Origin of the sequence: Paenibacillus sp. ov031 (genome assembly GCF_900143165.1) — a bacterium.
GTDB lineage: Bacteria > Bacillota > Bacilli > Paenibacillales > Paenibacillaceae > Paenibacillus > Paenibacillus marchantiae.
This window is the reverse complement of sequence record NZ_FRDO01000001.1, coordinates 720,605-733,448: the sequence shown is the minus strand read 5'-3', so window position 1 is coordinate 733,448 and position 12,844 is coordinate 720,605. Positions and strand designations below refer to the sequence as shown.

Below are 12,844 nucleotides of genomic sequence, written 5' to 3'. Positions count from 1 at the left end.
TAATCTAGATCCAATTTCCATGTCAAACCTATCTTTATTTATAAAAGAAAAATCAACCATTCCATTTTATTTCTTGACATCGTGTCAAAGCGTGAAGTATGTTTATTCGGAATCATAATGTACTGATCGGTATATTTAAATTCAACCGTGTTCTTACCGCTCCCCCTAACTTACCACATTCGAATACAGAAAGGTGAATCATCCATGCAAAATCCATCTCATCAAGCACATCCCTTCAGCGAAGGACGTCCAGGCATGTCCCGACTTGTCGCGCTGTTATTTGCCCTGTGCAGCGGACTGGCGGTAGCCAACATTTATTATGCCCAGCCTTTGCTCGACTCCATTGCTGACGAGTTTAGAATCTCTCATTCCTCTATTGGAATCGTTATTACCGTAACCCAGATTTGTTACGCCCTCGGATTGTTATTACTGGTCCCACTTGGTGATCTATTGAACCGGCGCAAGCTGATCATGATCCAGATGCTTTTATCCGTAATCGCCCTGGTTACTGTCGGCACCTCATCATCCAGCCAGGTTCTATTCATTGGAATGGCCGCCATCGGGCTGCTTGCCGTGATTACACAAACACTCGTTGCCTTTGCCGCCTCCCTGGCTGTACCTTCAGAACGAGGGCGTATCGTCGGTCTGGTCACAAGCGGAATCGTCATAGGCATATTACTGGCGCGAACCATAGCAGGCACCTTAAACGATTGGATCGGCTGGAGATCAGTCTATCTCTTCTCTGCCAGTCTGACATTACTCGGGATTATCGCACTGTTTCTTGTACTCCCAAAACACGAACCCAAGCGAGAGAAACTCAACTACACCCAATTAATTGTTTCAGTCATGCAACTGTACCGTGAGTTGCCTATTCTGCGAACACGCGGCGTTCTCGCCATGTTAATTTTCACAGCCTTTAGCACGTTATGGACTTCCATGGTGTTGCCACTTAGCGCTCCACCACTTTCCCTGTCACATACTGCTATTGGAGCCTTTGGTCTCGCGGGAGCTGCTGGTGCCTTGGCTGCTGCACGTGCTGGAAAACTGGCTGATCGGCGATTGGGACAAAAGACGACGGGCGTCGCTCTGGTCATATTGCTTCTATCCTGGCTGCCCATTGGCTATGTTCACCACTCTTTATGGCTGCTTGTAGCTGGGGTAATTATGCTGGACCTTGCCGTTCAGGCCGTACATGTCACCAACCAGAGTCTGATCTATGAAGTTCGACCTGAGGCGCAGAGCCGTTTGACGGGCGCCTACATGATCTTTTATTCAATAGGAAGTGCTACCGGCTCCATTGCGTCTACTCAAGTATACGCATGGGCAGGTTGGACTGGCGTTTGCTGGCTGGGTGCAGGCGTGAGTGCCGCTGCGCTTCTGTTCTGGACCATTGATCGATATATCCATCGGAATTCGGATCAATAAAAGAACTTAATCCAGCTTATTCCATACCACAATAAACAGCGTGGCTAACGGACCAAATAACAGGGAAATCAGAAACCAGTTACGACCACTTCTGTTTTTTCCCTGAGCAAGTCCGGCATTAATAAGGGCAAGTGTGCCCCAACCTACAAAATATTCGTTTTCCATCAACTATCATTTCCTCCTTACAGATCGGCTCTATCTATTCTCTAGTAACGCCTTTAGCTTCAAATTACGGCTCTCCAGGAAAGCCTGCATATACCTCTTGAGTACAATCCGCTCTGCAACCCAACCCAGAACGCCAAGGGGAGCTTCGAATCTCAGTGTGTCCCTCATACAAGTGGTCTGCTCTCCAAGCTTGCTAAAACTGTGTTCATGTCTCATGCTCTTGAAAGCACCTTTCTCCATCTGATCCACAAAGAGATACGGCCGATTGTACGCGGCGATCCGGGAAGTCAGCTTTTGCCTTATCCCGAAATGGCTCGCTTCGAAAGTTACCGTATCGCCTTCACCAATTCTGCCCGTTGTAACACCCGCTACAGCCTGCTCACGGGTATGTTTCCAGACGGTCCGGGTATGAATATCAATGTCCCGCGCATAGTCAAAGCATCGCTCAATGGGCGCATGTATTGTAATCTCGGTTACCACTTCAATCAAGGACGATCACTCCCTTTCTGTTTCCTTTGCCTAAGGCTATGTTAAATTCTAATGTTGATATTTGACCATAAGAAAACCGCATTCGTTGAAAAGGCGGTTTATTGCTATCGTGTCCCGTTAGCGCAAGGACTTACTCTGTTGAATTTCGTGTTCCTCAACATAAAGCGGCATCAGAGAAGGCGGATCGTACCTTATCGCGGCCTTTAAACGACAAAATGGTGCCGATAGCCTAGCCCCACAGCCGAAACGAAATAATGAGTCTAATCCGACAGTGCCCGCATGATGTTGGATTTCGCCTCTACCGCAATCGCTTCATTCCCATCATCGACCGCTTGCATTAAGACCAGTATGGGGATGTATACCGCGATCAGCCGTGCCAGCAGCTTCGTTTCCTCGTCCGCTCCTCCGTACGTTTCAAAAAACACGCCGCGAGCGTAAGGTGGTAAAAAGCTATAAGCAACGCTCAAATCGCAAGCCGGATGGCCTACGCTCAGATCGCCCCAATCAATGATGCCGGAAACGATCCCGTTCTCATTTACAAGCATATTTTTGAAATGAAGATCGCCATGTAGCAGTGCATTCACCGCCTCGACACGGTCCTTTTGCAGCCTGCTAATATACGCTTCGATCACACCGGACTCCTCCGGCGACAAGTGTTCAACCACCTTCGATAGAAAGCCCTCCAATTTCACTTTGCGCGATGCTATGTCCGTCAAGTTTCGATGATCTTGCTGAACTCCGCACTTCAGCGCCGCCTGCACCGGAAACTCATGCAATTTCCGCAAAAATTTCGCCAACGTCTCTGCCGATAAAGCCCGGCGTTCTTCCGTCAAACCGATTGGGAAATCTCCTGACACGTAGGCATAGCCAAGAAATGGTGCCGGGTATTCGCCACTTGCTTCGCCATAAAACAACGGTTTCGGATAGGGGATGGTCATATATGCCTCCAGCTTCGGCAGCAGCTTCCCTTCCATACGAATAGAGCCAACTGCAATCTTTCTTCTTGGAAACCGGAACACATACTCGTCACCGATGAGAAAAACCGTATTGTCCCAGCCCCAGCCCAATCGCTTTACTTGCTTCGATGACAGCTGAGGGAATTGTCTGCCGATCAGCGTCCGCGCCTGCTCTTCGTTAACCTCCCACTCCGCATCCCATACATTCGTTCCTCCCATGAATTGTCTGCCTCCTCGTTCCTTACGTTATTTAGATGTTTACATTCCCTGGAATTTACGCATAACTGCCCGTTAGCTTAACAAGAATAAGTAGAAAGCCGAGTCGGTCACAGTAAACAGACACAATTTGACCAACATATTTTTCTTATTCGACGCGGTATTCTCATACTTGCTGTCTAAGTAACGAAACCACGCCAAGTAATTCTGCAAATACTTTGTTGCAACACCATTGATGCGATCCATCCATTCCTTCAAGCGGCTGTGGTAGCTGTTGGTTCGGGACTGCAAAAAGTAGATAAGTTCTCGCTTACCATTATCGTCCAACGTATCAGCAAGCTTTTTCAGTTCGTTTAAATCCATGGGCAAATCATCTCCGAACAGTTATATTGCCCTTATTAAAGAACACTTGTTCGTATTTTTCAAATATCAACAACAAAGTTTAACATACTCTTGCCTAAAAAGGAAGATTAAGGTCTTTGCAAAGTATAGTCCTGGTCACCATGAAGAACAACGCAGTTCATGATCTAAATGAAAAACGGGTCCCCTGTTATCTTATAGGAGGCCCGTTTTCTGTATGAATTCATTTGTTATTCAAACTTAGATAATTAATTCATTAATGGCAAGAGTGCGTTCTTTGGACAGATCACGATATTGTTCCGATTCCACCTTGATCAGTGGTTTAAAAATATCGGATGTATTGTTCATGACAATAACACCCCGCTCGCCGTTGCTCAGCAGTACTTGTTTACCAATAAAATTAGGAAGCAGATGCTGCATCAAGGCTTGAACCGGCTTCTCATTCAGTTTGCCGAATCCCATCGCATAAATATCGCGCAAGTTATTGATCAGGTTCGGATTGCTGCTTCCGTGACTGCCGGATCTCATCCCGATGTATATGTCAGCGACTGATACGATCTGTGTATATGGATGAATTTCGTCTTTCTTCAGTTGCATCGGATATCCGGTACCATCCTCCAGTTCATGATGCTGAAGAGCTACAAGCGCTGTAGCCTCATCGGTCATGGAGCTTTTGATAATATCATGTCCATAGATCGTGTGACGCTGCAATTCGAGCTGTTCATCTGCGGTTAACGGTTCCACCTTGTTGCGTATCCGATGAGATACCTTGCATTTGCCGATATCGTGAAGATAGCCCCCACGACTGATCTGATAACTTTCTTTTTGGGAATAACCAAGCCAGTTAGCTAGGTAAAATGACAACAGTCCAACCTGAATGGAATGTGTGTAGTTATTGACATCATCCCGTTCCAGCATCATCAGGAGATGCACGACATCCTTTTGCTCGTCCAATCCCTCCACCATCGGTTGAAGCGCATCGTCCACCATTGTTGCGTTGAACTTGCCCACAGTCAGCGCTTCGAGAAACGCGGATTGATAATTATGTACAGTTTGTATAAATTGGGATTTCATTTCTTCTTCAGGCGGTTCTTCCTTGGTGCTTGTGCTTGCTCCAGATGCAAATTTTGCTGCAGCAGCAAAGAATTCCGCTTCCGTGATCTCTTCCTCGCGTGGTTCAATATCCACATAGTCTACGCGGTGCTGCATCAGCAAGGTGATATCTTCACTTTTGATCACAGTACCCTGACCCAGAACGTGTAATCCCGCTTCGCTGAATGTATCCGCAGTTAGACGGTCTCCATCTTGCAGGTTCATAATATGGATTCTCAAATCGGTATTCCCCCTGAACAATCATTTATAGTCAACAGTACCCGTTAGATCGGGTCCCAAAAATCCCTATACTACTTTATATCGATAAATACATTCTTTTTCTCCATAGTCCAAACGACCTTAATCGTAAAAGGAAATACGAACGTATAAGACTTTATTCTCAGTCCCATTTTCAAAAAAGTCCCGGTTTGAATTTGTATTTAGATATCTGGCATATCGCTTTACACATATATAACCAAAAAGCCCAAAAAAATCTTTGGGCTTTTATTGAATTCAACTAAATTTTGATTGAACTCAGGCTCGCTCCCTGTACGAAAAAGCGTTCAATCCCTTTCTCAACAGATGGGTCCGGAATTAATGGTGGTGCCTGATGCGGCTTCACTCTGGCATCGATAATGATCTGGTCACAGCCCCAATGTTTATAGTTGTAACTGCTGTTCACACCGTACATATCATGGGACGGATTACTGCGGGTAAATGTCGCCCACAAGAAGTTGCTGAGATTCGCACTCAGGAAAGAACTATCGTCACATAATACAATCATTGGACAAGAAGACAGGTTTCCTTTTTCCTTCAGCATGTCCGTAAATGCCTTCATTTCTTGTTCTGTATCCGCATAACTATTGAATGGCGCACCCTGAATAGCTACAATTCCTGGCATCACGAGCTGCGGATTACTATAACCCCGGATATCCTTCAATGTCTCCGGTACTTCACGGCACAATTCCCGTTTCTTGTCCCCATAGGCTGCAAATACAACCTTACTGCCGCTATTCAACCCGGTTCCCGAGTAATCCAGCGTATCGATCGTTGTGTTGGTATGAAAATGAATGTCCCGTTGCAGATCCATTCGTTCCAGGATATACGTCAGGAACTCCACTTCTCGGTGCGTATCCAGCGGTTGCTGATCTTCTGCTGTGATAAACAAATACTTCGCCAGACTGAGCTGGCCTGTACCCAGAATACGACTCGCAATCGTCAGCAGCTCTGTTGGCTGTTTTACCGTCTGATAGGGCGTATACCGCTCACTTCCGATCGCGAACAGAAGCGGATGCACTCCTGCTGCATCGACAGCATGGACTTCTTTCACACCGGGAACTTCCTGTTTAATGGCATCACCCGTAATTTCGTGAATCAGATCCCCAAATGCAGTATCCTCTTGCGGAGGACGACCCACCACGGTAAATGGCCAGATCGCATTCGGCTTGGCGTACACTTTATGCACTCTCATTAGTGGGAACGGATGGGTCAGACTGTAATATCCAAGATGATCACCAAACGGTCCTTCAGGCTTCGTCTCGTCCGGGTAAATATCACCCGTGATGACAAAATCGGCGTCATTGCTGATGCAATACCCATCCTTATAGCTGTAACGGAAACGCCGGCCGGCAAGTAGCCCCGCGAAAGTCATCTCACTGAGTCCTTCAGGCAAAGGCATCACTGCAGAAAGTGTATGTGCCGGCGGACCCCCAATGAATACACTCACTTTCAGGGGTTCTCCCTTTTTGACTGCTTTGGCCTGATGAATACCAATTCCGCGATGGATCTGATAATGAAGTCCAATTTCCTTATTCAGTTCATAATCATTACCACTTAGCTGTACCCGATACATGCCCAGATTGGAGTTCATGATGCCTGGCTTGTCTGGGTCTTCCGAATAAACTTGAGGCAGCGTAACGAATGCTCCACCATCCATAGGCCAATGCTTGATCAACGGCAGATCCGAGATTTGAATCTCTTGCGCGGTTACAGGCAAACTGATGGACTTCTGCTTAGGTAGAGCCTGCCACGCGGCAAGACCGGTGCTGATATGCTGAAAAGGCGTCTTGAGTGCCTTCATTGGATCATCCCGGACAGCCATGACACGTTGTACACCTTCAAGCGTTCCACGGAACATGAATTTGCTTCGTTCCAGTGTACCGAACAGGTTCGAAACAGCCTGGAACTTGGAGCCTTTCACATTTTCGAAAAGCAGAGCTGGGCCTTTCGCCTCATGCACTTTCATATGTATCGCTGCCATCTCCAAATGAGGGTCCACTTCTTCCTTCACTCGAATCAAATGTCCATGCTGCTCCAGATCATTAATGCAATCTTCCATATTGCGATATTTCATTGGATGGCTCCATTCTGTATATAATAAATTGTTATGTTCATATATTCACATAGATGTGCAGGGGTAGCGGATAGAATAAAACGTTGAATCTAATTCACTCTCGTCACCATATAAATGGATTGATACTCACATCTCTTCTATCTTATCAAATCATCTGCCACTAAACAAAACAATATATCAGATCTTTCACGCAGTGCTCACCAAAAAGCAATATTTAAGCAACAGGGTCTTGTATTCTAAGGACCAAGATTGCTTCAATATTGCTAATTGAGCTTACTTAAGATGTAGTCGAAGGTCTGGGGATCGTAACCGTAAACTGCGTTCCTTCTCCAACCCTGCTCTCCACATCAATTGTACAATCATGCAATTTCAAAATTTTAATCACGATGGAAAGCCCTAATCCATTGCCTCTAAGAGCACTGCTCCGTGCTTTGTCCACCATATAAAATCGATCGAAAATATACGGAAGGGCCTCCTCGGGTATTCCTTGTCCTGAGTCTCTAATCGATACCTTCACGAATGACGTGGACATCTCGATTTCGATGTGAATGGACCCAGCGGTACCCGTATATTTTATCGCATTGTTGATTAAATTCTGCCAGACCTGCTCAAACAAATCTTTATCGACCGTGATCTCGCAAGGCAATAAATCCAATTCAATCCTGATATTTTTGTGCGCCCACTGGGGTTCTGCTAATACGATCGTTCTTCTTAATTGCTCATCTAATTGGAACGTACTGAGATTAAACGGATGGTGCTCCGAGTCCAGCGAGGCTAACCGAAGTAAATTATCACTAAGCCTGGAAAGGCGTAATGTTTCCTCGTATATGATATCCAGATGCTCTTTCTGCTCTTCCAAAGGGATGACACCATCTTGCAGCGCTCTTGTGAATCCTCTAATCGATGTTAGTGGGGACTGCATTTCATGAGAGACATTACTGACAAAATCATCACGCACTGAGTCTATTTTTTGCAACTCACGGGCCATATGATTAAAGCTCTCCATCAGCTCACCAAACTCATCTGGATTATTATGTTTCAACCGGACAGACAGATCGCCTGAAGCCATTTTCTTAGCTGCAGCAGTTAGCCTTTTGATCGGTTTCACAATGTACCCAGACATGAACATGATTAATAAGCTTCCTATGACTAAGACAGTTAATAGCGATATAAATAATGTACGTTTCACATTATGAAAAATCGATGAAAAATTAATTTTGATCAGGAGCGCATCTTTTTCTTCATTCATCCTGGGAACACCAACAATCGCTGTCTCATCTTTATTGGATAGAATAAACGCTTCCGTGGTATTTTCATCGAATAATTCATGAACTTTATCATCTGGTAGTGAAGCAAGCACTTCACTTTGTTCATTCACGGAGTTTATGTCCAAGCCGTATCGTGCAAAGATATCCAAGCTTGTTTTCACTTTTTCCGGATCATCAATCAGATTTATCATCGTAGCTATGTCTTCGGCAATCGTAACCATAGAATGATTTGGTGTGTTTTCCTGAGATCGCATATTTAATATAAAGGAGAGAATTAAACTGACGATCACAATACCAAAAAAGGTAACTACGATTCGTAGACGCAGGCTTTTCCTCACGATTTTCATACACTCTCCAAACGATATCCAAGTCCTCTTATCGTCGAAATGATCAACTTAGGGATCGGTTCAAGCCGTTCTCGTAACCTTTTGATATGCACATCAACGGTACGCTCATCACCTTCATAATCGATTCCCCATATATCTTCTATAAGCTGTGTACGTGTGAATATTTGCCCTGGCAAACTCGCCAGAGCAAACAACAATTCACATTCCTTCTTTTTCAATTCAACCGTTTGAGCTCCTGCCTCCACTGTCAAATTGCTCAGATCAATCGTTGCACCGCCTATATGAATAACATTCGATGAAATCTTGTTGTATCTCTTCATTAAAGATTTTACACGCAAAATTAACTCCACAGGATCAAAAGGTTTTACTAAATAATCGTCTGACCCTGCATTGAATCCTCTGACTTTATCCTTGGATTCTCCCTTGGCAGTCACCATCAGAATCGGAATATCCATATAAGATCGAATGTCTTCGGTCAGTTCAATACCATCTACTCTTGGCATCATCACATCTACAATAGCTAAATCAATTTTGGTATGAGACAAAATGTTCAGTGCTTCTTGGCCATCCGGCGCTTCCACGACGGAAAACTGATTTTTTTCGAGATAAATTCGGATTAATTTGCGGATATGGGAATCATCATCCACCACAAGAATCGTGTTCATGTATCCATTATCCTTTCCGCAATTTTCATTATTCACAACTTAAATTTATTCGTATCGTAAGGATTCCATCGGGTCCAGCTTGGCAGCCTTCGATGATGGCATCAAACCAGCGATGATACTAATCACTGTACTTACAACGATTCCGAACACAATGTAGTATCCCGATAGATTTATTAGCTTAGCTCCAAAAGCGTTGTCCAAGAGAATATTCAACACATAACTAATAATTATCGCAAATACTACCGCAATGATACCACTGAATACCCCCAATAGAGCAGATTCAGAAAAGAAAATTCGCTTGATGTCCTTCTTTCTTGCTCCAATCGCACGAAGGATTCCGATTTCCTTCGTTCGTTCCACGACACTAATGTAAAGCACAACCAATATCATAATACCGGATACGATTAACGAAATGCCTGCAATACCAGACAGAACGATCGTGGCCATGTTCACGTATGTCGTGATATTTTCCATGATTTTTGCCGTCTGGGAGCCTGAGAAGCCCGCATCAACAGCTGCTGCATTAATATCATTGACATATTTCATATCGGTTGCATAAGCGTTAACCTGAATTGGCCCAATCGTTATTCCTTTGTCCGCATACATTTGCTCCAACGTCTGTGATGAAATGTAACCCGGTGATTGCTGCATTGGTGATCTTTGATCTGACGCTTCATAAATACCAGATATGGTTATTTCTTTCTCCAAAGTTACGGGTTTATTATTGCCATCCATCTCATTGATATATAGAAACACAGACTTGCCGATCATGGATTCAGCTTGGTCATTTCCACTTAATTTATTCGCCGTATCGAGGGGTAACAACATCTCATTTTCTACCGGAAGCTTACCCGTTGTTAGCGTTGCTGGATCAAAAGCATCCGTTAACGTCGTTAACTGCGTAAGTGCCACACTTTGCTTTGAATTAACCATAGTCGATTTGCCTGTAATGGTAGTGATGGTCTCTACATGATCCACATTAGGGAATTTGCGAATAGTCTCAATGTCGGCTGTTGTAAAAGGTTCGCCTGCTGCCATCAAGGCTTGCGGGCCTTGCATATCTTTGGCATCTGCACTGGGCTTCGTTATATCCACAAGCAACGGGTCCATACTTGAATTGATTTCGTCGTTCATATATGTCGTTATTCCATTACCCAAGGAGAGCATCAGGAGTACGCTTAAAATCCCGATCGACCCACCCAATGCAACCAGTACATTACGCTTGCCGTTGAGTTTCATATTTTTGAGAGCCATTTTGAAAGAAGCCAGTAAGCCCAAGTTTCTGGAAGCACCACGACTGCCTTCATAAGTGGTCAAGGAACGATCTTTTAGATGGATATCATCCTTAATCCGTCCCTCCTCAACCTTCACAATACGCGTACCGGAATCAGCTACTTTCTGCGAGTGAGTTACCGCAATGACCAGCATCCCTTTTTGCGCAATACTGTCCAGCAGAGCCAAGATTTGATCCCCGTTTTCCTTATCCAAAGCACCTGTTGGTTCATCCGCCAAAATAATGTCTGGATTGTTCGATAGTGCACGAGCAATGGAAACCCTTTGCTTCTGCCCACCCGACAGCTGGTTAGGCCGTTTGTTCAGATGACTCTTCAGCCCGACCTCGGTCAAAATATCTATAGCGCGCTTATTGCGTTCCTTTTCACTTGTGTCCGTCATTTGCATGGCAATCGTAACGTTCTCCAGCACAGACAGATGCGGGATCAGATTGAAATTTTGAAACACAAAGCCGATATTATTCTTCCGATAATCATCCATTTCCTTTTCAGTCATAGCACTTAAGTTCTTTCCACGAACAAGGATCTCCCCTTCAAAATCGGAGTCCATTCCACCAATAATATTCATAAGGGTTGACTTTCCACAACCCGATTCACCAAGGATCGAGACGAATTCTCCTGTCTCAAAGCTCAAATTCACATCATGGAGCACAGGAACCTTTTCCTTACCATACAGCGTGTATGATTTCTTCACATGTTTTACTTCTAATATAGTCATCTTGATCTCTTCCTCTCCAAGTCATACACCCTATCTATATTGGCCATTTCACATTCTAACAAATTTGTGTGAACTGATAATGAACTGGACAATTTGCGTCTGCCTGGCAAAAGAATTGTAGCTGTCAAAAATCAATATGTAAGGAAAAGCAAACGGAGCCCTACATTCATTAGGACTCCGTTTGCTTAGTTCCGCTTGGCACATTAAATCCCTTCCACAATACGCTTCGAACGAACCTCTACCTGACGGAAAAGTTCTTCCTCATCTATCGTTAGCAGCTGCCTGCCTCTCATCAACACACGACCATTCACAATGGTGGTATCTACATCGGCGCCATTCACGCTGTATGCAAGCAATGATTCCAGCTCATGAACCGGCTGCAAATGCGGTTTCTTCAGATCAATCAGAATCAGGTCGGCCTTGCGCCCAACTTCCAGCACACCTACTTCATCCTGAAGGTTCAACAGACCTGCACTTCCCCGTGTAGACATGTGTAGTACCTCTCTTGCCGACAACCGGGTAGGGTCAGCATAATCCAGCTTTTGCAGCCAGGTCGCAGCCTTGATCTCTTCAAACATATCGATGGTTGTCGCACTGCCTGCCCCGTCAGTTCCAAGACCCACGTTAATTCCCTGTGCAATCATCTCGGTAATTGGGGCAATTCCGCAGCCAAGCTTCAGATTGCTGACCGGATTATGCGCTACTCCACCACGCATGCCTTTCAATCTGCCAATATCTCTGCGATTCAGGTGTACACCATGGGCAAGCAGTACATGTGCCTTTTCGAACATACCTGCCTCTTCCAAGTACTCCGTTGGCGTCATGCCATAGCGTTCACGAATCTTCACAACTTCCTCTTTCGTCTCAGCCAGATGAATGTGGATAGGTACGTTCTCCCGTTCCGCCATCGCGATGACTTCCCGCAAAGGTTCTACTGGGCAAGTATAGGGAGAATGTGGGCCATACATCGTCGTAATTCGCCCCTCTGCCTTACCCGACCAACGCTGCACCAAATCGACAGCTTCCTGTAATCTGCGCCCCCCGTCATCCTCCACGAATACCATGCCGCGTGTGAGCGATGCCCGAATACCGGTTATCGTTACCGCTTCTGCAATTTCATTCATGTGAATGTACATATCAGCGTAAGCTGTAGTTCCTGAACGGATCATCTCGGCGATGGATAATTGTGCTCCCCAGTATATATCTTCGGGTGTCATCCGGGCTTCTGCAGGCAGCATCTTACGGTCAAGCCAGTCCATCAGCTTCAGATCATCCGAGAATGCTCGTAACAGACTCATCGGTGTATGCTGGTGAGCATTGATCAGGCCAGGCATTGCCACTTTATGTTGACCATCCATAATGTCATCACCCGGTTGAGCCTGAATGTGGGGAGCAATCTCTACGATACGGTCGCCAACAATGCGAATATCCCCCTTGAAGGGGGAATCGGTGTCTTTCATCGTTAAGATTGTGGCTTGCTGGATTAAAATACTCATTC

General features: G+C 45.2%; 10 protein-coding genes and 1 pseudogene. 1 reads left to right on the top strand and 10 read right to left on the bottom strand.

All coding sequences use genetic code 11. The features are described 5' to 3' along the window. Positions 1–204: 204 nt before the first annotated feature. Positions 205–1,425, top strand: coding sequence for an MFS transporter (locus tag BUA17_RS03335; RefSeq protein ID WP_072732594.1), 1,221 nt, complete (start codon positions 205–207; stop codon positions 1,423–1,425). Positions 1,426–1,431: 6 nt separating this feature from the next. On the opposite strand, the gene BUA17_RS31085 is transcribed toward BUA17_RS03335, so the two are convergent. The 10 genes and pseudogenes from BUA17_RS31085 to BUA17_RS03290 all read right to left on the bottom strand — a co-directional run bounded on the left by BUA17_RS31085 (position 1,432) and on the right by BUA17_RS03290 (position 12,842). Next, positions 1,432–1,593, bottom strand: coding sequence for a hypothetical protein (locus BUA17_RS31085; protein WP_157258459.1), 162 nt, complete (start codon positions 1,591–1,593; stop codon positions 1,432–1,434). A gap of 27 nt (positions 1,594–1,620) precedes the next feature. Then, positions 1,621–2,070, bottom strand: coding sequence for an SRPBCC family protein (locus tag BUA17_RS03330; protein ID WP_342671810.1), 450 nt, complete (start codon positions 2,068–2,070; stop codon positions 1,621–1,623). Between the two features lie 269 nt (positions 2,071–2,339). Further along, positions 2,340–3,254, bottom strand: a complete 915-nt coding sequence (locus BUA17_RS03325) for a phosphotransferase (protein ID WP_072732593.1) — start codon at positions 3,252–3,254, stop codon at positions 2,340–2,342. 174 nt (positions 3,255–3,428) lie between these two features. Next, positions 3,429–3,566: pseudogene (locus BUA17_RS31530) on the bottom strand (IS1595 family transposase); the annotation flags it as partial. Positions 3,567–3,851: 285 nt separating this feature from the next. After that, a complete protein-coding gene (locus BUA17_RS03315) occupies positions 3,852–4,943 on the bottom strand; it encodes an HD-GYP domain-containing protein (protein ID WP_063563441.1) in 1,092 nt (363 codons plus the stop codon). 277 nt (positions 4,944–5,220) lie between these two features. Continuing rightward, positions 5,221–7,056, bottom strand: a complete 1,836-nt coding sequence (locus BUA17_RS03310) for a UbiD family decarboxylase (protein ID WP_072732591.1) — start codon at positions 7,054–7,056, stop codon at positions 5,221–5,223. A gap of 277 nt (positions 7,057–7,333) precedes the next feature. Then, positions 7,334–8,671: a sensor histidine kinase gene (locus BUA17_RS03305; RefSeq protein ID WP_083584563.1), complete on the bottom strand. Its 1,338-nt coding sequence runs from the start codon at positions 8,669–8,671 to the stop codon at positions 7,334–7,336. Further along, positions 8,668–9,336 carry a response regulator transcription factor gene (locus BUA17_RS03300; protein WP_072732590.1) on the bottom strand — a complete coding sequence of 223 codons (669 nt, stop codon included), beginning with the start codon at positions 9,334–9,336 and terminating at the stop codon, positions 8,668–8,670. Before BUA17_RS03300 ends, BUA17_RS03305 begins: the two co-directional genes overlap by 4 nt. A gap of 45 nt (positions 9,337–9,381) precedes the next feature. Beyond that, positions 9,382–11,346 (bottom strand): ABC transporter ATP-binding protein/permease, encoded by a 1,965-nt coding sequence (locus BUA17_RS03295; RefSeq protein WP_072732589.1) that lies wholly within the window; start codon positions 11,344–11,346, stop codon positions 9,382–9,384. Positions 11,347–11,549: 203 nt separating this feature from the next. Further along, complete coding sequence (locus BUA17_RS03290) at positions 11,550–12,842, bottom strand: amidohydrolase (RefSeq protein ID WP_072732588.1); 1,293 nt, start codon at positions 12,840–12,842, stop codon at positions 11,550–11,552. Positions 12,843–12,844 lie beyond the last annotated feature (2 nt).